General features: G+C 39.7%; 19 protein-coding genes and 1 riboswitch. Of the genes, 4 read left to right on the forward strand and 15 right to left on the reverse strand.

Annotated features, from left to right (window positions below; genetic code table 11):
* Nucleotides 1–133 precede the first annotated feature (133 nt).
* On the reverse strand, nucleotides 134–952 hold the full coding sequence (locus V6R21_RS16215; protein ID WP_334244679.1) for a hypothetical protein: 819 nt from the start codon (nucleotides 950–952) through the stop codon (nucleotides 134–136).
* A 126-nt stretch (nucleotides 953–1,078) separates the two neighbouring features.
* Nucleotides 1,079–1,354, reverse strand: coding sequence for a cupin domain-containing protein (locus V6R21_RS16220; RefSeq protein ID WP_334244680.1), 276 nt, complete (start codon nucleotides 1,352–1,354; stop codon nucleotides 1,079–1,081).
* A gap of 426 nt (nucleotides 1,355–1,780) precedes the next feature.
* Here V6R21_RS16220 and V6R21_RS16225 point away from each other — a divergent pair, with 426 nt between their 5' ends.
* The 3 genes from V6R21_RS16225 (at nucleotide 1,781) to V6R21_RS16235 (ending at nucleotide 6,329) form a co-directional block, all read left to right on the forward strand.
* Entirely contained in the window at nucleotides 1,781–2,797 is a 1,017-nt protein-coding gene (locus V6R21_RS16225; RefSeq protein ID WP_334244681.1) for a cytochrome-c peroxidase, read from the forward strand.
* Between the two features lie 6 nt (nucleotides 2,798–2,803).
* Nucleotides 2,804–4,447: a SpoIIE family protein phosphatase gene (locus tag V6R21_RS16230; RefSeq protein ID WP_334244682.1), complete on the forward strand. Its 1,644-nt coding sequence runs from the start codon at nucleotides 2,804–2,806 to the stop codon at nucleotides 4,445–4,447.
* Nucleotides 4,448–4,553: 106 nt separating this feature from the next.
* Nucleotides 4,554–6,329 (forward strand): aminopeptidase P family protein, encoded by a 1,776-nt coding sequence (locus V6R21_RS16235; RefSeq protein ID WP_334244683.1) that lies wholly within the window; start codon nucleotides 4,554–4,556, stop codon nucleotides 6,327–6,329.
* 37 nt (nucleotides 6,330–6,366) lie between these two features.
* On the opposite strand, the gene V6R21_RS16240 is transcribed toward V6R21_RS16235, so the two are convergent.
* The 3 genes from V6R21_RS16240 to metH all read right to left on the reverse strand — a co-directional run bounded on the left by V6R21_RS16240 (nucleotide 6,367) and on the right by metH (nucleotide 13,487).
* Entirely contained in the window at nucleotides 6,367–8,154 is a 1,788-nt protein-coding gene (locus V6R21_RS16240; RefSeq protein WP_334244684.1) for a hypothetical protein, read from the reverse strand.
* Nucleotides 8,155–8,248: 94 nt separating this feature from the next.
* Nucleotides 8,249–9,589: a transposase gene (locus V6R21_RS16245; protein WP_334241169.1), complete on the reverse strand. Its 1,341-nt coding sequence runs from the start codon at nucleotides 9,587–9,589 to the stop codon at nucleotides 8,249–8,251.
* Nucleotides 9,590–9,686: 97 nt separating this feature from the next.
* Entirely contained in the window at nucleotides 9,687–13,487 is a 3,801-nt protein-coding gene (gene metH / locus V6R21_RS16250) for a methionine synthase (protein WP_334244685.1), read from the reverse strand.
* Nucleotides 13,488–13,662: 175 nt separating this feature from the next.
* Nucleotides 13,663–13,789: riboswitch (SAM riboswitch) on the reverse strand.
* 596 nt (nucleotides 13,790–14,385) lie between these two features.
* Between metH and V6R21_RS16255 the strand changes: the two genes are divergently transcribed.
* A complete protein-coding gene (locus V6R21_RS16255) occupies nucleotides 14,386–15,696 on the forward strand; it encodes a hypothetical protein (protein ID WP_334244686.1) in 1,311 nt (436 codons plus the stop codon).
* A gap of 122 nt (nucleotides 15,697–15,818) precedes the next feature.
* On the opposite strand, the gene V6R21_RS16260 is transcribed toward V6R21_RS16255, so the two are convergent.
* The 10 genes from V6R21_RS16260 to V6R21_RS16305 form a co-directional block, all read right to left on the reverse strand.
* A complete protein-coding gene (locus tag V6R21_RS16260; protein WP_334244687.1) occupies nucleotides 15,819–16,241 on the reverse strand; it encodes a DUF6691 family protein in 423 nt (140 codons plus the stop codon).
* Nucleotides 16,242–16,256: 15 nt separating this feature from the next.
* Nucleotides 16,257–16,817, reverse strand: a complete 561-nt coding sequence (locus V6R21_RS16265; RefSeq protein WP_334244688.1) for a YeeE/YedE family protein — start codon at nucleotides 16,815–16,817, stop codon at nucleotides 16,257–16,259.
* Between the two features lie 93 nt (nucleotides 16,818–16,910).
* Nucleotides 16,911–18,323 (reverse strand): MBL fold metallo-hydrolase, encoded by a 1,413-nt coding sequence (locus V6R21_RS16270; RefSeq protein ID WP_334244689.1) that lies wholly within the window; start codon nucleotides 18,321–18,323, stop codon nucleotides 16,911–16,913.
* 55 nt (nucleotides 18,324–18,378) lie between these two features.
* Complete coding sequence (locus V6R21_RS16275; RefSeq protein WP_334244690.1) at nucleotides 18,379–19,176, reverse strand: sulfite exporter TauE/SafE family protein; 798 nt, start codon at nucleotides 19,174–19,176, stop codon at nucleotides 18,379–18,381.
* 40 nt (nucleotides 19,177–19,216) lie between these two features.
* Nucleotides 19,217–19,531 carry a rhodanese-like domain-containing protein gene (locus V6R21_RS16280; RefSeq protein ID WP_334244691.1) on the reverse strand — a complete coding sequence of 105 codons (315 nt, stop codon included), beginning with the start codon at nucleotides 19,529–19,531 and terminating at the stop codon, nucleotides 19,217–19,219.
* Nucleotides 19,532–19,630: 99 nt separating this feature from the next.
* Nucleotides 19,631–20,281, reverse strand: a complete 651-nt coding sequence (locus V6R21_RS16285; RefSeq protein ID WP_334244692.1) for a Crp/Fnr family transcriptional regulator — start codon at nucleotides 20,279–20,281, stop codon at nucleotides 19,631–19,633.
* 90 nt (nucleotides 20,282–20,371) lie between these two features.
* Entirely contained in the window at nucleotides 20,372–21,007 is a 636-nt protein-coding gene (locus tag V6R21_RS16290) for a phosphatase PAP2 family protein (RefSeq protein WP_334244693.1), read from the reverse strand.
* 22 nt (nucleotides 21,008–21,029) lie between these two features.
* On the reverse strand, nucleotides 21,030–23,513 hold the full coding sequence (locus tag V6R21_RS16295) for a DUF5686 and carboxypeptidase-like regulatory domain-containing protein (RefSeq protein WP_334244694.1): 2,484 nt from the start codon (nucleotides 23,511–23,513) through the stop codon (nucleotides 21,030–21,032).
* A gap of 92 nt (nucleotides 23,514–23,605) precedes the next feature.
* Nucleotides 23,606–24,226: a PKD domain-containing protein gene (locus V6R21_RS16300; protein WP_334244695.1), complete on the reverse strand. Its 621-nt coding sequence runs from the start codon at nucleotides 24,224–24,226 to the stop codon at nucleotides 23,606–23,608.
* A 116-nt stretch (nucleotides 24,227–24,342) separates the two neighbouring features.
* Nucleotides 24,343–24,561, reverse strand: coding sequence for a hypothetical protein (locus V6R21_RS16305; protein ID WP_334244696.1), 219 nt, complete (start codon nucleotides 24,559–24,561; stop codon nucleotides 24,343–24,345).
* Nucleotides 24,562–24,586 lie beyond the last annotated feature (25 nt).

Below are 24,586 nucleotides of genomic sequence, written 5' to 3' on the forward strand. Positions count from 1 at the left end.
TTATTTAATAGCCAACGCCCAAAAGTAGCTATTCTGTTTTATGATTCTTTGCATCTTCGATGAACGGTAAATCTTTTCCGACAAACGTAGATATTTATTCGTTACGAGTTGTTCACATATCATGTCACTGACTTTAATCAGTAGGCACATCCCGTTTCAAGGTGATTGTTTTACCCGTTTCCTTGAATTTTGTACCACCTTCCCCATCTCCATTTTCCAACTCAATTTCTTTCAAAACAAGCGTGTTTCCATCAAACTGGTATAGGTAGTTTTCCTCCTTGCTATCACCAATCATGGTCAACACATCACCATGGATTGCATCTCCAGACAAGAAGGATGTATTCAGGCTGAAATCAGTATAACCATCAAGTCCTTCAATGCTTCCATCTTCCATTATAAATACAGCTGAATCCTGTTCTGATTTATACTTTCCTTGGAGCAAGTTCCTGATGATATAGTAATTGACCATGGAAAGGTCATTCTTTCTCGAAGCACTTTTATATGCCTTAGGACTCATTACTTTCTTCAGGCTTGTTGTAAAGGTACCGTCAGAGATTTCCAAAATATAGTCAGGTCCAACCGACTTCAGGTTAATGTGCATACCTAACTTTTTATCATTCAAGACCACATGTCCATTTTCGTCCCGGTAAACATAAAAGTTGGCATTAAAACCTTCAAAGTTCCCCCATCCCCCTCTTGCTTCAACCTTCTCTCCTTTTATATCAGCCGAATCAAACAAAATTTCAGAGACAGTGGCCAACTCATTCCTCAAGTTGTAAGGAGATTTGTTACTTGGAAGGTCTCTAACGAAATCCAAAGGAAGCCAACCACCATGAAGAATCTTATTCAACTGATAGTCATCACCAACTGCCCGGTGTTGTTGCTCAGACTCTCCACAACCCGTCATCAAAATGATTAAGCAAAGAAAAGTAGTTGTATATAGATCCCTCATAATTCTTTTATCACAATCTGGAAAATAAAACTGCTTATTTCAGCCATAGCGGACAACTAAATAAATGGTCCTGCACAAGCTCCATTTTATGATAAGTTGAACAGGACCACCCTAATCTTGTCCCCGCTATGATTCATCTATGTGGTAGTATTTCTTGAAGTCTGAAGTAACTTCCCAATAACATTCCATTCCTTTCGGAAATACCACATAATCTCCTTTTTTGATTTTGACCGCTCCATGTTCCTCACTTGTTACAGTGGCTTCCCCCTCAATAACATAACAGGCCTCTGCATGCTCAAAGAAATGAGGAAACTTAGAAACCCCGTTAGACTTAGTCGGCCATTGGCTGATATTTTTAGCAGCCATTTCAACTTCACTCAATTGACGAACCTCTACATCCATAATTATAATAGATTTTATAGTACAAGAAAGTGATTAACTTATTCAGTAGTAGACTGTATGTCATACAAACATCTTTTAAAAATTACTTTAATACCATGTAAGAAGAAATGACTAAAATCTTTTTTCCTCTTTCAGGTACCACTGAAATACATAAAAATGAGCTTTCACCTTAAAACTTACATACCTGACATCTACCCCTGAAAGGCTTTACACCTTAACATTGTTATATAAAATATGATCTATGTACTTTCTAATAATCCATAAATACCATTTCAATCAATAGCCTTGAATACCCCACATTTATTAGAGGATTCAGATAGTGCCCCTTAGTTTACTATATAACAATCATTCAAAGCCTTCTGAAACCTTACATCCTGAAAAAAATGAGGACACTCAATGACATTAGCCTAAATTTATGCTTGATATATGCTCAGACACTACAATTCACTTATCTTCTTCATATTCATTGCTTCGACTAGCTGTAAAGAGCAGAAACAGTCCCATGCCAATGAACAGGAATTTGAGCCTATCAGTATTTCCTTTCAGAATGAAAGGGCAGAGTATGAACCCATTAAACCGATCCATTTCATTGACAGTGATCCCAATAAGGTGGCCTTGGGAAAACTACTCTTTCATGATAATTCAATTACCAAAAATGGTAAGTCTTCCTGTGCTAGCTGTCATAACCTTAAAAAAGGCGGTGCAGATTATACTGCTATTTCAAAAGGTGTTGATACAACTGATGGTGTGCTTAATACCCCCTCCGTTTACAATGCAGTCTTCAACTTTAGGCAGTTTTGGGATGGGCAAGCATCCGACCTGACAGAAGCTGTACATGACACGGTATCACTAACCAAAAATGCTGGAATTAGCTGGACCAAGGCAATCTGGGTAATCAATCATGATGGTCAATATACAGAGATGTTTCAGCACCTATATAATGGTGATATCTCAAAAAAGACCATTACAGATGCCATAGTCGGATATGAAAAGACACTCGTAACCCCTTCCCGATTTGACAGGTTCCTGCTTGGTGATGAAGAAGCCATTAGCAAGCAAGAGCGGAAAGGTTATCAGCTTTTCAAGGAATATGGATGTGGTTCCTGCCATCAGGGTGTTAATATCGGTGGGAATATGTACCAGAAACTCGGTATTGTACGTGACTACTTCAAAGATCATGATACCATCAAAAAAGTGGATTGGGGACGGTTTAATATCACACAGAAACAGTCGGACAAATTCTCTTTTAAAGTCCCTTCTCTCAGAAATGTTTCCCTAACAGCTCCATACCTACACAACGGGGAAGTTCAAACACTCAAGCAAGCTATACAGGTGATGGCTGTCTATCAGATTGGGAGAAACATCCCTGACAATGAAATCAATGACATTGAGGCTTTCCTTCAATCATTAACTGGTGAAGAACTAGAGAAGCACAATCAATAAGGAACTATGAACCTCAGAAACTGGCTAAATAACAGTCCTAATATTGCTCAGAAATACATCACCTATATCGGGATCTTTTTCATGAGTGTATTGGCTTTTTCAGGTCTTTTTATCATGAAAGGCTTGGAAAACCATCAGGTATATGTAGAAATCAATCAGGAAATTGATCACTTGGCTGATGAAAACCGGAAGCTAACGCAAACCCTATTACACCTTAATAGCTTGATGTTTTTTGATTATGACCAACTCGTCAATAGTTTGGAAAGGCTCAAAAGCTCGTTCCAGATTCTTGACAAGGAAAAAGTATCCGAAGCTTTTCTGGATGACTGGCAAACTGAGGCTTTACTGAACAGCATTAACAAGAAGATTGAGCAAAAAATTGAGATGGCTGAGCACTTTAAGTCTAACCATGCGTTACATATCAATTCATTCAATTCCTTGCCCATAATACTCCTTGAAACGGAACACCAATTTGGGAAATCTTACAACTTTGCTGACATCAAGCGAATTGTGTTGGAAAGCTACATTCATTACAGCAGCCAGCAACCGTTGCTTGCCAAAGAATACCTAAAAAGAGTCACCATCGCACATAAAACGCTGAAAGCTCCACAAACTGAAAGAGAACAGCTCCGGTTACTGCTACAGCATTGTTACAATATGATCAGTTATAGGCTGAAAGATCGGCAGATCATTAACCAGATCGAGCAATTGGATATCAATGGTGATATCAAAGCACTCTCTGAAAGAGTGAACAGTATTTTATGGAACAAGAACCGAAGGGATGAGCAAATCATACTCACCTTGTTCTTATTCTCATTACTTGTGTCAATCACGATCTTGCTGCTTATATGGTTTACTAAGAAAAATGCCAACCTTATTTCAGGAAAACATGATCGCCTGATTCATAACCTTGATTATGCAAAAAAACTACAAAGTGCCATTTTTCCATCACATGATACTTTCAAACTACTTTTCAAGGACCATGCGATTATCTATAAACCAAAAGACATTGTTTCGGGAGACTTCTATGCAATTGATCATGTGAATGGAAATACTATTGTAGTAAGTGCAGACTGTGCGAGTAATGGTGTTCCCGGAGCCTTGCTGTCAATTATTGGCAAAAACCTGATTGACAAGATCATTCACGACTACCATATTCTTCAGCCACATGAAATCCTATTTCACCTAGACTGTGAGATTCGTAAAATACTGAAGCTCGACATTGCCCCTGAGATGGATGGAATAGACATAGCCATCTGTGCCATCAATCAGGAAAGAAATACATTAACCTTTGCAGGAGCACATGCTTCTGCTTACTATGTTCAGGATGGAATTGTATCCGAGCTTAAAGGCAATCGTTATTCGATTGGCTGTACAGTCAAAAAGGATGGAGTGAAAAAGTTTAACTCGCAAACCATTTTGGTCCAAAAAGCTACATCGCTCTACCTCTGTTCCAATGGTCTCAAGGATCAGTATGGAGGAACAGAAAATAAACGCTATGGCAATCACAGACTTAAAGAAGTAATAGCCAAATGTTACAGAAAAGAGATGAAAGAACAGGCTATACTCTTTCAGCAGGACTTCGAACAGTGGAAAGGACTCCATCAACAGGGAGATGATATAATGCTGTTGGGACTTAAAATTAGCTGAAAGGATCTTAGTTGGGCTTATGAAAGTATTCCATTATATTCATGCCACTTTTGAAAAGGCAGAAAGTCTTGCAAGTGCAGGAATTTGTAATCAAACAGCTAAAAAAATGACTATCAACGAACGAGTAGCCAAGCTTAGAAATGCAATGGAAGACAAAGGCATTGCAGCGTACATCATTCCAAGCAATGACCCTCACCAAAGTGAATACCCTGCTTCCAGATGGGAAGGAAGAAAGTGGATTAGTGGATTCACTGGATCAGCAGGAACTGCTGTGGTAACCGAAAATCATGCAGGAGTTTGGACTGATGGACGTTATTTCCTGCAAGCAGCACAAGAACTTAGCACTTCTGAGTTTGAGCTTCACAAGCAGGTTGTCGCTGGGGCTCCTGAACATATTGACTGGTTGATTGAAAACCTGTCCGAAGGTGAAGTGATTGGGGTAGATGGAACCCTAACATCACTAAGTGAGTATGAAAACCTGAAGAAAAAACTGAATGCCAAAGGAATTCAGGTTGAAGCTTCATTTGACCTACTGGATGAGGTATGGGATAACAGACCTGAAGTTCCTACTAATCCATTGATTGTCTATAATGATGCGTTTGCTGGAGAAACCGCTGTTGAAAAGCTGACACGAATCAGAAATGCATATCAGGCAAAAGGTGCAGAAGGATGCTTGATCACAACACTTGACGGCATTGCCTGGACATTGAACACCAGAGGTACAGATGTAGAATGCAATCCGGTTGCTGTTGCTTGGTTATTTGTAGACAATACAAAAGCAACTTTGTTTGTGCTTCCTGAAAAAGTAGATGCTGCAACACAAGACTACTTGACCAAAAATGGTATCGAGGTTGCAGATTATCACTCTCTTCCAGAGTATCTTCAAAAACTTACGATTAATAAGGTATTTGTAGACCCTGACAAGGTTGGGATTTATTACATTGACCAATTACCAAAAAGCTGCAAACTGGTAAAGGATATGTCCCCTGAAATCAGAATGAAAGCTGTTAAAAACAGTGCAGAGTTGAAAAGTATTGACAATGCCATGGTAAAAGATGGTGTTGCCCTGACAAAATTCCATATGTGGTTGGAGACTGCTTTAGGTCAGCAAGCTCTAACTGAATATGAAATTGTTCAGAAAATAAAAGAATTCCGTGCTCAACAGGATAATTATTTTGGTGAGAGCTTTGGAGCCATTGTAGGATTTAAAGGAAATGGTGCGATCATTCATTACTCTCCAGCAGAAAACGGTAGTGCGACCATCGAGAATGAAGGTATGTTGCTGATTGACTGTGGTGGACAATATTTTGAAGGTACAACAGACATTACCCGAACCCTCTACCTTGGTAAGCCTAGTGATGAACAAAAGAAGCACTACACGTTGGTTCTGAAGGGTAATATTGCACTGCAAACTATCGAATTCCCTAAAGGAACAAATGGTATGCACCTAGATACATTGGCTCGTCAGTTCCTATGGCAAAACCGCTTGAACTACGGTCACGGAACAGGACACGGTGTCGGCATGTTCCTCAATGTACACGAAGGACCACTTAGCATTCGTCCTGTTACAGCCAACATTCCATTGGAGCCTGGTATGATATTCTCCAATGAGCCTGGTTTCTATGAAGCTGGTTCACACGGTATCCGTATTGAAAACCTGATTGTTGTTGCCGAACGTGAGAGTAACGATTATGGCGATTTTATGGGATTTGACGTTTTGACCTATTTCCCAATCAGCACGAAACTCATTGACAAATCATTGATGACAGAGGCTGAAACCAAATGGCTGAATGACTACCACCAGCTGGTATTCGACAAACTTTCTCCAAAACTAAATGAGGAAGAGAAGACTTGGCTGAAGGAAAGGTGTCTAGCATTATAAATAAAAGAGGGTAGCTAAATGCTACCCTCTTTTATTATTATCTGCTTCTTAATGCAATACTAGCGCCATAAAATGGATAGATCTTTCCATCATTACCTGAAAGGTCAATATTTCTAGCAAAAATGTTCCCCTCAATTGAACCTTGTCCTTTTATAATATCATCAAGTCTATATCCTACTGACACATTTCGGATTTGGGAAACTGAATAGTTGTCAAACGCTTGCAAGTATTCATATGTACCTACATCAATCGAAAACATGAATGATCCATTTGAAAGGGTACTTACCATTGATACCATTTTAGTAAATGGATTCTCTTTCTCATACAACACAGTTGTTCTTTGCAAACTGTAATCATCGTCATTGGAATGATTGTCTGGCTGTTGTAAACTTCCTCCATTTGAATAGTTTACATTAGCATTACACAACCAAGTACCACTCTTGTAAACAACAGCTCCTAAACTAACTCCAATTGTTTTGTAATTCCATGGGGACTGATAAAGTGATGACGTCAAACCCTCACTATCATAGAACATATTGAATTTAGATTTTCTATAAATTCCTTTAAGTTGTATTAAGTCGTTCAGGAATTTTCCATTTAGTCCAAACTCAATATTTTTATTTTTAAAATGATCCCCCATACGTGCTACCTGACTGTAGGTTAAATAAGGAAATAACTTGTAAACATCATTTCTCTTACTGATTAATCGATAAGTCGCCTGAGCTGAATATGAAAATGGCGTATCAAAATTAGCCTCTTCAAAATTCCTGTTTTTTTCATATGCGCCTACCACTTTCAATAACATCCTTTTATTAATCAGTGTTTCCACTACCCCCAATGCATAAGGCTTATTATTTTTCTCATCTTCTTGATCAAGGTCAGCCTGAGTTTTGAAGCCTACAATTCCACTGGTTGAAATACTAAACTTTTCAAATTCAATCTGATTACCTATTTGCCATTCAAGTGATCTTTCATCTTGTCTAAGAAAACCTTCTACATGACGTGGTATAGTAAACTTTTCATATTTGTTATAATTATTACCAAAAGTCCTGATCGATGTCCAAAACTTTTCATTAGCTTGATATTTCAATTCAGCTTTCCAATATATCCCTTGTCCACTCTCCTTATCTTCAAGACCCAATGATTGATCTGACCATACTCCTCCTAATTCTAATGTAAGATTTGATGGCAGCTTTTGGGCATAGTTTAAATTTACACGATCACGATGTCGTTTTTCATCCCAAATATTATAATCTGAATTATTTCTATTATAGGATACTTGAAAAAGACTAGAATCAGATTTACTAAGCAAAGACAAATGATGGTTAAGGCTTTTCACATACCCTTTATCAAGTACGGGTTCAATTATGTTACCACCTACAATATAATCTCCTAGATATTCAGAGGTCATTCTGACCCTATAACTGACTGTCACACCATTTTTAGCTTGAGCAGTTGTTGTGACTCTTATAATCACCTCTTCTCCAGTAATATTTTCATACATAGGAAATATATGGCTACCCGTTATAACCTGAATGCTTTCAATATCCTCAAATGGTACTTCATTAATCGTCATAGGAACATCATTAACCACTATAATGGATGGAATTGTAAACAAACCTGGCACTCTACCTTTAAGGAAAGAAAAGTCATAAATTGGCCCTAAAGCCTTTAACTCATCCCCTTCAATAACATATTGACTTACTGTCAATTCCTCAGTTTTTACATTATTGTATATTTCAATTTTGGAAGAGTCTAACTCCATTGTTTGAGCAAAAAACACAAGTGGAGTGAACAGTAAATAAATAAGTAAAAATATTCTCATCTCATATAAAAAATAAGGTTAATGAAAAAAGTATTCTGCAAAGATACTGTTTACCTTTTAAAGCCACTTAGATATTTTAAAAATAAACATGAGTTTACCCGAATTCTTGTTTCATCAAGAAAATCAGGGCATCTCTAAGTCTATAAAGCGGTATGGAAGCAATTCTGTACCGCTTTCCTTTTTTGTCAGAAGTATGTTTTAGAATAAGTACTACTAGGACACCCTTCCTCAAATGCATCAGCCAAAGCAAAAACAGGTAAACAAGCATGACGATCTTGATAAACTTCATTCGCTTTTCCCATGTCATGACTCTGATAGACTCAATACCCAGCTCAGCTTTGTTGTAACGGAAAGTGCTTTCGACAAGCCATCTTCTTGAATAGGCAAAAACCAGTTTCCAGGCATGTCGACTGTTTTCCACCCTCTCGGAAGTGAGTAGATACCAAGGGCTTCTTCCCATCTTTCCTGACCGGCAGATGATCAGGGTGAGTGGCACATCCGGGTATGCAGGGTGCGTCACCCTCATCCAGAGGACACCGGCTTTTCGGTAGACCTGCTGTTTCATGTCCCATACCATCCGTGTAGAGGTGGCTTTTTTTCCAATGGACAGGTAACAGGTCTTCTTTTTCACCCCGGCGGAATTGAGCAGGATGTAGTGTCCGTTCCACCGGATGAGGAACCGGCATTGCAGTCCGATCAGGAAGCTGAGCCAACGGGTTGCGGCAAAGCCTCTGTCAAATACATGTAGCGCGGTATCTCCAAGCAACTCCTGACATCGCTTCAGGAGCCTGACATGCCGGTCATACCAGCCTTCCGCCTGCGGACCACGATGGCTCCAACAGTCACTGCGAAACAGGATGGGAGCCGTATCCATACCCGACAGCAATACCGTTAGCCAATGCAGGCCTGCTACAAAAGCAGGCTTGGTGGTAGGAGGATCGTAATACCCTTTCCGGATGCGGATCAGACGCTTGAACTTGCTGCTGCGTACAGGGCAGAGCCCTTCCCCCTTTTCCGTCTCATGCTTTTCTATTTCCCCATCGTCCCACAGGGCCAGCAACCACTTGCCGCTAGCCACTACCTCTGTGGCAAATGCTACAGCCTGCTGCTCAAAGAAATTATCCAGCAAGGTTGACATCCACTTCTGTGAGTCCAGTAGCCGATGGATACGTTTCATACCTGCCCAGCCTTGGTGCTCTCCCAAAAAGTGGGCGCCTAACCTGGTCACCAGCAAGGAGTGCCGACTGTTTTCCAGGCTCAGGATCGAGACAAATAAATGGTAGAAAGTTCGGACCAGACGTTTGTCCAATACTTGGTTCAAGGTCTCAAGTAAAGGCTCCAGAAATACGTACAACCGACTTAAGGTGATTTTTGCCAGACGGGCGCACTCTTTGGGAGCTGGCTTTGTTTCTTTATGTAGAATATAATTCTTCATAAAAAAGAACCTTCAGAAGAGAAATAACATTCCCTTTTGAAGGTTCTTTTATATTACACCGAAAATTCGGGTAAACTCATGTTATTAAATCTAATAATTAATATCCCAATACAGGACTCAACCATCTTTCTATTTCCTCCACAGACATATTCTTACGCTTGGCATAATCTTCTATCTGATCTTTGTCTATTTTTCCTAGACCAAAGTACTTGGAATCAGGGTGAGCAAAGTACCAACCACTTACAGAAGCCGCAGGATACATCGCAAAACTTTCAGTCAGTTCTATACCAATTTCCGATTCTGCATTCAGCAAGTCAAACAACTTCCTTTTTTCAAGGTGGTCCGGACATGCTGGGTAACCCGGTGCAGGTCTAATACCTACATACTTTTCTCTGATAAGGGAATCATTATCCAGACTCTCGTCTTTGATATAACCCCAATAATCTTTTCTGACTTTCTGGTGAAGCAATTCAGCAAAAGCTTCAGCAAATCGATCTGCCAGTGCTTTCACCATAATTGCATTGTAATCATCATGGTCAGCTTCATATTTTTTAGCCAATTCATCAGCTCCATGAATCGTTACAGTAAATGCACCCATATGATCCTGTTTACCTGTTGATTTTGGTGCCACAAAATCAGAAAGACAGAAGTTAGGACGCCCTTTCGCTTTAATATTCTGCTGACGAAGGTTACACAGTACCTCAGAGACTTCCTCACGGTTTTCCTCGAAGAAGGTTTCTGTATGGGCTGGATTGTCGGGCATTGGAACTAACTGCTTGTCATACTTATAAAGCTCAATGTCGTCTTCTACGCTATTGGCTGGGAAGAAACCGAATACAGCATTTGCCTGAAAAGCTTGTTGCTCGATGATTTGCTTGACCATTGTCTGTGCATCATCAAACAGTTTTCTTGCTTCACTACCAACCACTGAGTCATTCAGAATGGCAGGGTATCTACCTGCTAGTTCCCATGACTGGAAGAATGGAGTCCAGTCAAAGAAGTGCAAGATTTCTTCCAGATTATAATTTTTCAAGGATTTTGCACCTAAGAAAGAAGGCTTGGTAAATGATGAATTGTCCCAATCAATTTCCACCTTGTTCTTACGAGCATCTTCCAATGAGATCAGTTTCTTACCGCCTTTACGCTTTTCATGGTCTTCTCTCAGTCTAACATACTCTTCCTTGAAATGAGTAAAGACCCCTTCTCTTGACGCTGCATCATCAGAGGTAAATGCACTGGCAACTGGTACTGATTTGGACGCATCCAGTACATGTACTACAGGACCGCTGTATTTAGGGTCGATCTTCACAGCCGTATGAATACGAGACGTTGTCGCGCCACCAATCAACAATGGTGTTTTCATACCTTTGCGCTCCAACTCTTCAGCCACATAAACCATTTCGTCCAATGACGGCGTAATCAGGCCACTAAGCCCAATGATATCCACCTCTTCTTCCTGTGCTGTCTTGATAATCTTCTCCAACGACACCATCACTCCAAGGTCGATGATCTCATAGTTGTTACAGGCCAAGACTACTCCAACGATATTTTTACCAATATCATGGACATCACCTTTCACTGTCGCCATCAGAATTTTACCGGCAGTTTTACGTGCAGAAAGCTGAGGATTCTTTCTCTTTTCTTCTTCAATAAAAGGAATCAGGTAAGCAACGGCCTTTTTCATTACACGAGCAGACTTCACCACCTGAGGCAAGAACATTTTACCTTCTCCAAACAGGTCTCCTACGATATTCATACCGTCCATTAGTGGCCCTTCAATCACCTGAATTGGTCGGTCAAATTGCTGTCGTGCTTCTTCTACATCTTCATCGATGAAATCAACAATTCCTTTTACCAATGCATGTGAAAGTCTTTCCTGAACTGTTGTCTCTCTCCAAGAAAGGTCAACTTCTACTTTCTTACCATCACCCTTTACCGTTTCAGCCAGTTCCAACAGTCTTTCAGTTGCATCGGATCTTCTGTTCAAGATGACATCCTCAACTCTTTCGAGCAATTCCTTAGGAATCTCCTCATACACCTCAATCATTCCAGCATTTACAATACCCATATCCAAACCTGCCTTGATGGCATGATATAGGAATGCGGAGTGCATGGCTTCACGTACAACGTTATTACCACGGAATGAGAAGGAGATATTACTAACACCTCCACTCACCTTAGCATGAGGCAGGTTTTGCTTGATCCATCTTGTAGCTTCGATAAAGTCAACACCGTAGTTGTCGTGCTCCTCTATACCTGTAGCAACAGTCAGGATATTAGGGTCAAAAATGATGTCTTCTGGAGGGAAGCCTACTTCGTTGACCAATATATCGTAAGACCTTTTACAAATCTCAATTCTTCTTTCATATGAATCTGCCTGCCCCTTTTCGTCAAAGGCCATCACCACTACAGCAGCGCCATAACGTAATACTTTTCGGGCATTATCCTTAAATGCATCATCTCCTTCTTTTAGGGAAATAGAGTTTACAACACCCTTACCCTGAATACATTTAAGTCCAGCTTCAATCACTTCCCATTTTGAGGAGTCAATCATGATTGGCAAACGTGCAATGTCAGGCTCAGAGGCAATCAGGTTCAGGAACCTAACCATACACTCTTTTGACTCCAACATTCCGTCATCCATATTGATGTCAATCACCTGTGCACCACCTTCTACCTGCGTACGGGCGATCTCCAAAGCCTCATCAAATTGCTCTTCCTTAATCAGTCTCTTGAATTTAAGGGAACCTGCCACATTGGTTCGCTCACCAATATTGACAAACATGCTGTCTGGCTTAATGGTAACCGGTTCCAAACCACTCAAATTCATGAAAGGCTTGTGCTTAGGTATTGTTCTAGGTGCTGCCGTTTTAAATGTCTCAGCAATATCATGGATGTGATCTGGTGTTGTACCACAACAACCCCCAATGATATTTACCAATCCTTTAAAGCTATCAACAATGTCAGCCATCTCTTTCGCTGTCTGATCGTACTGACCAAACTCATTGGGCAATCCTGCATTTGGGTGTGCAGAAATATTGACATTGGCTACACGAGATAACTCTTGAATGTAGGGTCTCAACAAGTCGGCACCTAGGGCACAGTTCAAACCAACACTAAACAGGTTTGCATGACGGATTGAGTTCCAGAAAGCTTCTGCTACCTGACCGGAAAGTGTACGTCCAGAAGCATCTGTAATCGTACCGGAAACCATAATTGGAAGGTCAACCCCTACTGACAGGTTTGGAAACTCCTCTTCCCTGCCTCTAGGACGTCTGTCCACTAGATTGCCATTTTTTACATCCTCAAAATATTGGTCAATTGCAAAAAGGGCTGCCTTACAGTTAAGCGTATCAAAAACAGTCTCTACCAAAAGGATATCTGCTCCTCCTTCTACCAATGCCTGTACTTGCTCATAGTATGCTTCTACCAGTTGGTCAAAATTGATGGCACGATAACCTGGATCATTTACATCTGGAGAGATGGAAGCCGTTCTGTTGGTTGGTCCAATTGAGCCAGCTACATATCTTGGTTTATGAGGCTCCTTAGCTGTAAGCTCATCAGCTACTTCTTTTGCTATTGCTGCTGAAGCATAGTTGAGTTCATATACCAGATCTTCCATCTGGTAATCAGCCATGGCTATACTGGTACCACTAAAAGTGTTGGTCTCTACAATGTCAGCGCCAGCCTCAAAGTACAGTCGATGTATTTCCTTGATAATGTCAGGTCTTGTAATGGACAGTAGGTCATTGTTACCTTTCAGGTCACTAGCATGACTGGCAAAGCGAGTCCCTCTAAAATCCTCTTCTGTCAATTTGTGTCGCTGGATCATGGTTCCCATGGCTCCATCCAGGATCAGCACCCTTTCCTCGGCCTGCTTTCTGATATCTGCTTTCATGAATAATAGTTAAATGGCTCTAGAATTAATCGCAATTACGGCTAGCCAACTGCATAGCCAAACCTGTCAGACATTTGTCTGTTCGATCAGGGTGTTATCAAGAATAACTGGAATTGAGTAGTAAGGCAGGAATCAAGATACCGGCAAAGAGCGCTTGCCGGTACATAACATACCGTACTCATTTTTCCTGGACACCTCCAGGGCGGGAATTAGCACCTTGTTCAATTTGAAAAAATGATTCAAAGAATTGCAGGTTGCTAAGACTTCACAGAGCCCGTTCTCTCAGTCTTTCTCAATAAGCACGATGCAAAATTAAAAATAATCGGCAGATAAATAAAAATCTTTTTCAATTCTAATGACTCTACTCAGTATTAACATTTCTTAAATCAATACAAAAGCTCACAGTTTACGTTTACTTTCAATGTGTAACATTCAATACCTTTCGTTCACCATTATTAAAAAAATAAGTTACACTTCAGGTATTGCTTACCTGTGAGTTTACAGTCTCTTTCCTCCTAAATTTACCTTTATTCGTTATCCCCTGACAAACACCTCTCCCATAATCTTAAAATAACACAACACTAACTACTATTAATGATGTGATTTCAACTCATTAACTAAATTTTATTCAAAAACACCTCAAACCTTACACATCTGTGATTTTTACTTAAAATTGCGTACTTTGGATGTAACAAATCACAAAGGCACTTCTTTAGGCCTACTTACTTCAGAACTATCCGCTTGTAAGAATTTTAATTAACACCACTAATTCTGCGCGCCCATACTTTTCTATTCAAATAAGCTTTCATTTTCAGTTCTGAAATCAGGAAACACAATTAAATCAAACAATACAGCTATACCACAATAATCAATTACACAACCAGCAACCCTCACTACCATGATTCGCTTTGCTATTCTATTGGCTTTTTGCGCATTTGGCTTATCCGCTGTTGCACAAAACAGCCCTACCCCTCAATGGGACGGGGTATTGCTTATCTCTGAAAACCAAGGTGTTTATACAATTTTCATTGACAAATCAGGTGAAGTTGATAACACAGAAATTGTAATCAAAACCACTAATGGAGTGGTTGTACACCCAGTAAGAAATGGACGTCTAGTTACCATCCCAAATGTAGCCACAGGTGGATGGGTAAAAGTAAAAGACAATGGAAAAACCGTTACTTCAGTATCTCTCAAAAACTTTATGAATTCCCCTTTGGCATATGTTAATCACCGTGCAGGAATTATGGGTAATTTTGACTATGCCAAAAGGAAAAAGAAAGGTCAAAAAGGCAGCCAAGAAGATTTAGCTAAAAATGACTCCAAACCACAGAAAAACTCCTTAGTAGCTCCTGTTATAACAGCCCCAGAAGAGGACGATGATTATATTGACCCTAACCTAAAAAGTGGTTTTGGAGAAGAAGAGATATGGGAAGATGAAGACCAAGTAGAAGAACTTAAAACGGCTTTTGATGCCGATGCAGCAGAAATACTAGAAATTGAAAAAAGACTGGCACAGGAAGTCGCCGCATATCCTGAACTTAGACCTGACCTAATCATGAGAAAGGAATCTCAGACTTTTCTCGAAAAGCTTGAATCTGCAAGGTTAAGGGATCAAACAGAATTGGCTTCAACCTTTGCTACCGTCAAAAGATTCTTGATTGATGCTGACCCACTTGATTATGAAATGCCTTATTACACTGAAAAGGAAGCCGTAAAAATGAGGCTCGAAGTGCCTTCCGAAATCTATGAAACAGCTGTGTTCATGGAAGAAAACTTTGAAGTGACCAAGGACTTTGGAGACTGGCTACTTATAACAGAGCGTAAAACAGGTTATGAAATGGCTTATATCGGGTATGACATGTTCAAATTCAATATCAATGAGTTCGATGTCAATACAGAAAACGACGAGAAAGTAATCGCATTCTTCAATGAATTTAACCTTTTGGTAAGACCAATTGCCCGTAAATGGTTAGGTATTTACTGCGACAGGGTTTATTTGGGGGCGATCAAAAAATCTCGCACTTACAAAATCGAGATCATGCAAAGTAATAAGATTGCTGTCAGAAGCTCGAGAGAAACACATTACCTTGAATTTGTAAGTGGCAACAGATGCCTGATCACAACAGAAGGTTCTAACAAGATCAGAACGATGCTCTACAGACCAAGAAGCTCTGAAAAAGAACTGTCATCCAAAAATGATCAATAAAACACACATCACACTTTATAAACTTTTCTATTGTTCATACCTCAGTACCTTTATTAAATAAAGATACCCCGGCAAATTGCCGGGGTATTCTTTTTTGCACAAAATCACAACTAAACTGAATGTCAATGAGGAAGCTTATCCCTCAAAAGACCGTAGACAAAAGTCCCTGTAATTGCACTCAAAATTACTATAAACATAATCAGGAAGCCATGTCCAAGTAAAACAAACATTGGTCCTGGACATGCACCTGTCAATGCCCAACCCAATCCGAAAATGGTACCCCCAATCAAGTATCTTGAAATACTCTTTTCCTTGTCATGGAATTTTATTGTTTCACCATAAACATCACGGATACCAAACCTTTTGATGACTGCCGTTATGACAATCCCAGTCAACAATGCGGATCCAATGATTCCATACATATGAAATGACTGAAACCTAAACATCTCCTGTATTCTGAACCATGATACCGCTTCCGACTTGGTCATGACAATACCGAACAATACACCAATCAGTATATATCTAATTCCTATCTTGAATTTCATATTGATAAATTAATCTTAACCTAGAATAAGTGGCATTAAAAGATGTGTCATGATAAGCCCCCCAATAAAGAATCCTATTACTGCGATCAAAGAAGGTAACTGAAGGTTTGAAAGTCCACTGATAGCATGTCCTGAAGTACAGCCACCAGCGTATCGTGCACCAAATCCTACCATAAAACCTCCTCCAATCAACATCACCAAACCTTTCCATGTAAGAAGGAACTCAAGGTTAAAAAACTCTTTTGGCAATAGTGATTCACCTGAAGAAGCAACTCCCAATGCCTTGAGGTCAGCTACAGTTTGTGCTGAGATTTCGGCACCTTCAGCACCATTCATAAAATTCACCGCCAATACACCACCTAAGATAGCGCCAAAGGCAAACATCAAGTTCCACCTTTGTACTTTCCAGTCAAAAGAAAAGAAATCACACTTTTTTCCAGCACCACAAGCAGCACAGATTACTCTCAGGTTGGCTGACATTCCAAATGACTTACCTGTAATAAGCAGTAATGTCATCACAAGTGCGATCATTGGCCCTGAAACATACCAAGGCCATGCATTTTGAATCCAATCCATAATATTTTTTGAACAGTTCGAGACAGATTATTTCATTCAGTAGGAAAAACCACTTGGCCAGTGGTTTTTCCATTAAAGCTGATATTTAGAATATTATAATGTAGAAGGACAAACGTACGCTGTAAGTTGTATACCAGTCTCCTTAATAGCTCCAAATCCACCCGTTACATCCACAATATTGTGATAGCCTTGCTTTCTCAATATTGAAGTCGCAATCATTGAACGGTAACCACCAGCACAATGCAAGTAGAATGGTTGGTCCTTGTCCAGTTCGTTCAAGTGCTCGTTGATATAGTCAAGTGGAAAATTAACCGCACCTTCTATATGTTGAGACAGGTACTCATTAGGATTTCTTACATCCAGAATACTTACTGTACCCTCTTTCATTTTTTCTTCTAAAGCAGTTGCAGGTATAGACTTAATTGAGTCAACTGTTTTACCTGCATTTTCCCATGATTTAAATCCTCCTTTCAGGAAGCCAATCGGATTGTCATAACCAACGCGTGACAATCTTGTCACAGCCTCTTCTTCAGAACCTTCATCTGTTACCAGCAAGATAGGTGTTTTCAGATCTTCGATAAGAGCTCCTACCCAACCTGCAAACTTACCTGATAAACCAATATTGATAGCTCCTTTTACAAATCCTTTGTTAAATTCCTGTGGTGCTCTTGTGTCTAGAATCAACACACCTTCTTTTTGGGGTGCTTTTTCAAATGCATCAGGAGTCAAAGCATTCAGACCTTTTGCCAAAACTTCATCAATAGCCTCATACCCTTTTTTGTTAAGCATTGCATTTTTGGCAAAGTATTGAGGAGGAGGCAAAATTCCGTTGGTCACTTGCTTGATAAACTCATCCTTAGATAAATCCTGCAACGCATAGTTTGTCTTTTTCTGGTTGCCTAAAGTATCAGTGGTTTCCTTACTTATATTCTTTCCACATGCTGAACCAGCGCCATGACCTGGATATACAATTACATCATTTGGCAACGGAAGGATTTTATTATGAAGCGAGTCAAATAACATTCCTGCCAAATCCTCTTTAGTCAGTTCATCTGATTTCACCGCAAGGTCAGGACGTCCTACATCACCGATGAACAGCGTATCACCTGTGAAAATTGCCTGAGGTTTTCCATCAGCTCCTTTCAGCAAGAAAGTACTTGATTCCATTGTATGGCCTGGAGTATGAAGTACTGTGATCGTGTAATCACCAATCTTGAACTCCTCATTGTCTGTGGCTACATGCACATCATAAGTTGTTTGAGCTGTTGGTCCATACACAATTGTAGCTCCAGTTTTCTTAGCCAAGTCAACATGTCCAGATACGAAGTCAGCATGGAAGTGCGTCTCAAATACATATTTAATCTTCGCGCCTCTTTCCTCAGCCATCTTGATATATGGTGCTGTCTCTCTTAATGGATCAATGATCGCAGCCTCTCCTTTTGATTCAATATAATAAGCACCTTGTGCTAGACATCCTGTATAAATTTGTTCAACTAGATTTTTCATATCATTATTTCGTTTTGTGTATCGTTAAATTAATTGATCGTTTTTTAATGGTTTGTCAGAAAATCAACTCTTTTGAGAGTACCCAAACCCCCATGATGACGACAAACCAGCCAAATCCTTTTTTCAACTTATATCCTGGAATATATTCAGCTAACTTCATCCCTATGAAAATTCCTGCAACTGCTAGCGCTGCAAAAATCAGTAAGAAACTCCATGCAATATCCCTTTGCAATACGTCGCCAATAAACCCGAACAGCGAATTGAAAGCTATTAAAGTAAGAGAGGTTCCGATTGCCGTCTTCATTGGTAGCTTGGCTAGTACAACCAAAGCTGGAATAATCAGGAAGCCTCCTCCTGCACCCACAAATGCTGTAAGTGTTCCAATCAATACACCTTGTACTAACAACATCAGGTATTGATTTTTACTAGGCTCCAACTGACTTTGGCAGTTTTCCTGACTTCTACCTTTGATCATGGAGACCGAAGCCAACAACATCATTACTGCAAATACCAGCATCATCATCACTGGCTTAGTCAACTCAAAATTGCCTATATCCATCAAATGGTCAGGAATGGCTGGAACGAGAAATTTTCGGGTTAGGAACACCGCTGCCATAGACGGTAAACCAAAGATGATTGCTGTCTTATAACTGACTAGCCCTTTTTTCATATTCCCTACTGCTCCTACCAATGATGCACTCCCCACTATAAACAGTGAATATGCAGTTGACAGGACAGGATCTATATGGAGTAAGTATACCAAGACAGGTACTGTCAGAATCGACCCTCCCCCTCCTATCAGTCCGAGTGAAACTCCTATTGCGATTGCACCTGCATATCCTAAAACTTCCATTTACTACAATTTTATATATGTTTATATATTCATGTTATTGTTAAATTTTTTTCATTAACGATGCCCAGTTCCCGACATTGAAGACATTGTTGTAACCTTCATTTTCTAATAGCCGTTTGGCTTGTCCTGCTCTCATTCCTGACTGACAACAAATAATAACAGGCTTGTCAACTGGCAGGTGTTTTTGCATTTGTGCTTTATTTAGTTCCCTTAAGGGAATATTCAGAGAGTCTGGCACATGGCCTTCTGCATATTCAGCTTTGGTTCTAACATCTAATATGCTAGCCCCCTCATTTACCAGTGTCATGTAATCTGTTTCTGGTTGTTTTCCGAAGATTTTTTTAAGCAATTCCATATGTCTGTTTCTGGTTATTCTTTTATCCGTTTCCTTAACTTACAATACAAATGTAGTGTGCCTGTTTAAGTTTGTTTGTAACTTTTGTCACATAGCTGATTACTTCATTATTTCCAGCTGATTCCTTCCAAGCTGGATTACATTTTCTTTCTCCAGTTTTTTAAGAAGGCGTGACACTACTTCCCTCGATGTATTTAAGTCAATGGCAATTTCAGCATGTGAAATACTCAGTTTTCTTGAGTTTTTGACTTCACTTTTATTGATCAGGTAATTCAACAAACGCTCGTCCATCTTCTGAAATGCCAACTGATCAATAGCTCTCAGCATTTCTTCCATTCTAAAAGTATATGACTCCATCACATAGGCTCTCCAACTTGCATTGGTACCCATCCACTCCTCGGTATCCTGTACCGAAACCATAATTGCAGTACCTGCTTCCTCAGCGACAACCCTTACCCCACTTCTCTTATGTCTCAAGCAACAAGTCAATGACATAGCACAGGTGTCTGCCCTCTCCATATAATACAATAGGATTTCCCTGCCTTCTTCATCTTCCCTGACCACTTTTAAACTACCATTTATAATTAGAGGTACGGCTGTAATATCATTGCCAATGTCCATCAGGTACTCTCCTTGCTCAAATGTTTTAATAACTCCTACTTCTCCTATTTTCTGTGTCAGAGACTCATCAAATACACCTGAATAAGTCTGACGAATCATTTCAATAATTCTTTCCGAATCCCTTAACATCACTTATCTGTTACTTTAGTTTAAATATGAAGTTTTATTCATGTAAAATTAATGAAATAAACTAAGAGATAGGAATTTTTGAAGAAAGCTTTATTGAATACCATCTTTCATCAGTACAACCGGAAAGTAGTATACCTTCCATAGAAACCATGGAGAAACTACTCCTAAGACAGCACCAATAAATACATCCTGAAAAAAATGCTGACACAAATACACGCGTGAAATACCTGCCAGACAAGCAATTATTATCATCAGGACTTGCAGTAACTTTGACTTTAAAAATAGTATTATAGCTGTACAAGCCGCAAACACTGTAGCTGTATGACCAGAAGGAAATGAATTCCATTTATGTACTTTTAACCCCTCTACCAGATGTAAGGTGTACTGTTTTAGGTAAATAATCGGGCGAGGTGAGTTTTCAAAAAGTATATACTTACCAATTGAGACCAGTGCTGCATGCATTAAACCTACTAGCAGGTAGTATATGCCTAATCTTTTATCTATTAGAAATGCAATTAGGACAAGAGGCAAAAAGATAAGTCCATCTCCCATATTTGTCAGGTAATAGAAAAAATGATCCAATACTTTATTGTGGTATGTATTCAAGAAGATCAGCAAGTCTCCTTTGGGCAAAAATGATACGACTCCTGCACCAATGAGTAATAACAACCCTGTTAACAACAAGGCGAAGTTGTAGGGTCTTATTTCTTTGTAAATTTGAATCATAAGCCAAGGGATTGTGTGGAGGTCAGAATCTTAATACTGCGGATACTTTAATGGCGAAATCTTGCCCTCTAGACTCTGTATAAGCAAGGCGGTGTATAAAGTCTACACGAATTACTCTTAGAATATTTTCAATTCCATAACTGACCTCTGCATAAGGTCCGTCATTCAGTGTGTTTAATAGTTCAGGTGCAGGGTCAACTAAAATAATCTCTCTATTGGCATCTCTGGCAGAGCCATACAAAATGCGTCCTGAAGCCAAAAGTCGCCACTTGAGTTTTCGGAATAGAGGTACCTTATTCATTATAATCCCTTCAAACCTGTGTGTAACATTCAGAGACGCAAACTTATCACTGACAAATTCACCAAACCTCATCAGGTTATAGGCATTATCATTATAGAATATAGAGATTTCGTTACCGAGGTGATTTTCCAACAATGGGTATGGTAAGATTTCCCTCACATACCCTCCAGCCAAAATATAGTCTGTCCTTCCCAGTGCTCCCAACCTAAAGGTTTGTTCTATACTGGCATAAACCTTATGATACTCAAAGTCACCTCCCAATAGATTAGGAATGCCGTAGGTGTACCTGAAAGTCAAGCGAGGTCTGTCATCCCTTGTTAGGACAAGGCGGGTATTATAGTCCGTTTGGATGTAGCGGTTTCCTGGAGCATAAACCAATTCACTGACAAGTTCAGTAGTCGTGAAGTTGTCCTTTACATCGCTCCCATCGCTTTCATAGCTGTATTCAAATGGGAATAGTGGATCAAAAAACCTGTTTTTTAGGGCAAGCTGGAAAGATAATCCTCTGACAATATCAGTTCCCCACCATACTTTATTGAGTGTATTATAAAAAGGGAGATTAATATTCCCCCATCGAGTCGCAGCCTGAAAAAGAGTTGATTGTTCTTTATTATCATCATACACACCAACCTGTTGCATATCAAAGGTGGTCATAAAGCCTGCCCTCATCCACCTGTCTCTGTTTAGGATATAAGTAAGACCAAAGTTATACTTCAGTTTCTCATCTCCGAACCCATACGCCAGAAAGCCATCCAATTTCCACTTTCTGCTAAAATCTGTATCCGTGGTAGCACCTACCTGAATGCGGCTTTCTTCTACATCGTTATAAGCATATAGCTGTGAATAGGTCCCGAGGTTTACTGTTCCAATATCGACATAGCCATTGATCAAAAAGTCCATTACGTCGACCAATGTCTTTACACGAGGCAGATTATTCAAAGTATCAATTACCTGATACACTAGCTTATCCTCATCTGACAATGAATCGTGTCTTGCCTGAACCCAATACGTTTCTGGAGCTGCAAGTCTTGCATCCTCCGCCACTTCTACCTCAACACTATAGAATTCAGGGTCCTTTCTCTTATTGATTACAAAATCCTTGTTTGAAACATAACTTTTTGCCAACACGCCTCCCCATTGATCATTGACATTTCCTATGTCCAGTAGAATTCTAGTTTTTTTGGGCAACCAAGCATTTTCCACTTTCAGTAATTCCTGCTGTATCTTAATCTGATCTATAAAGTTGAGGTTTGCTTCCTTACCGATAGTGACATCTATTTGCTTGAGGGCATAGTTCTCCGTTGAATCTGTGATCCACATTGTCCCCCTAAATGCCAAATCCTGATCTCTCTTTGGGGTAAAGCTAATCTTGTAACAGTTGATATCATCAATAGGATACATTCTGCTTAGATCTAACTCGTATTCGTAAAACCCACTCCAACCATCTGCGATTGGAGAAATAAAATCTTTCGCCAAGATGGTTACCCAGTTTTGATAAAAATTATAGTCCAAAAAAGTCGAACCTGTCAGTTGGGACACTATTGACCCATCTTCCACCCCAATACCTGATATTTTGGTTTTCAATACATACTCTGTCTTCCTTTTCGGATTATTGATAAAGAACACGTTGGAAAGCGTTTCTGACACAAATACAGGCAATACAGGTTTACCGTCATCGCCTACCTGTACTCCTTTGTCCTCAACTGCATTGATCATATCTCTCACGATCTTTTTCTGCTTAAAGCGATCAGTAATATTGTCAACACTCAGCTCATTTCGGGTATAACTCTCAAACTGATATGCATCCAGTTTTTCCAAATTATGGTCTGCTTTGTTACTGATCACATTCCTGAGAATTTCCCATGCAGGGTTTTCATATCCCTTTTGGGTCACTACCACTTCCTGCAAGCGTACAGCACCACTTTTCAGCCTGAAATTGATATTGTATACATTCTTACCCTTGACCAAGGCTACAGATTTGCTCTCATAACCAACGTATGATGCTACAAGTGAATCTTTGAGAAATGTGGAAGAAAAACTGAAGAACCCTTCAAAGTCAGTTGTTGCTCCTTTGGTAGTACCTTCCAAATACACATTCACAAAAGGAATTGGGTCACCAGTTGCGGCATCAGACACCCTGCCCTTGAATGAATATTGCTGTCCATAAATCAATACAGGCAGCAATAAAAGTATAGCAGTAGACAAAAGGGTTTTAATCCCAATTTTACAATTGGTAGGTTTTTGGGTCATAGCTAGTCGTTAGAAGCAAGTAATGCCTTTAATCAAAAAGGTGTCGGTTACTTAAGGGTGATTTCAGTAACCTTTGATGCTGTATATATTTGATCTTCTCCTAGCAACACAAGTGTTACGTTGTATGTTCCGGGATACTGATAGGTATGGGTAGGACTCTGCTCTCTGGAAATATTCCCATCCCCAAAGTCCCACAAGAAGCCACTTACCTCTTCAGGAAATTCCGTTTGGAATTGAATTCCCCTACCAGGTCTGAAGTTCTCGCTGGACAACTGAATTTCAGGAGTATAACCTTCTAAAGGTTGTCCTCTAGTAGCAACTTTATCAAATAATGCCATCGAAGCATTTTCATTATCTGTTAAGCTTATAATGTATTGCCCCGAAGGTAAACCAGGTCCCAATGAGAAAACCTGAAAATGATCTCCCCCACAGACACTGAATACACCGCCCAACACTTCTGCACCTGTCTCTGCATCTTTGATCTCATAATTGAGGACGGCATCATCAGGACAGTAATATTCCAGCACCAATTCATCGCCTGAAAGCTGTGAAGGATAAATGTTTCTAAGTGTGAATTCCGAGAGTTGTGTTTGCTGGGCAAATGCTCCAAATACTCCACATGTAATAAATAGCAGCAACCAGCATATTTTAGCCCAAATCATAGTCATAGTGGTTGATTTATTACTTTAATATACACAACCCACGTACAAAATACAATGCATAAAAAAAGCCAATGACCTGTGTTAGGCAACTGGCTTTATCATATAAACTGTTCTATTCTTCATCATACAGGAAGATTGAAGTCTTCTGAGATCACATAATGCACTCCTAGTGCTTTAAGTTTTCTGGTTACATCCCAATACACTGCTTCCAACTCTTGAAAACTTTCAACCTCAAACATCACTTCATAGTGTGGAATAGTATCAATGATTTCATGCTTTCTTTCATTAAGCACTTCCAAAGCATGTTCTTTCTTCTCAATCAATAATGTGAAGTTATACATGTTAGTTTTTTTATATTATGTATTA

The sequence above is a fragment of the Limibacter armeniacum genome (assembly GCF_036880985.1).
Lineage (GTDB): Bacteria > Bacteroidota > Bacteroidia > Cytophagales > Flammeovirgaceae > Limibacter > Limibacter armeniacum.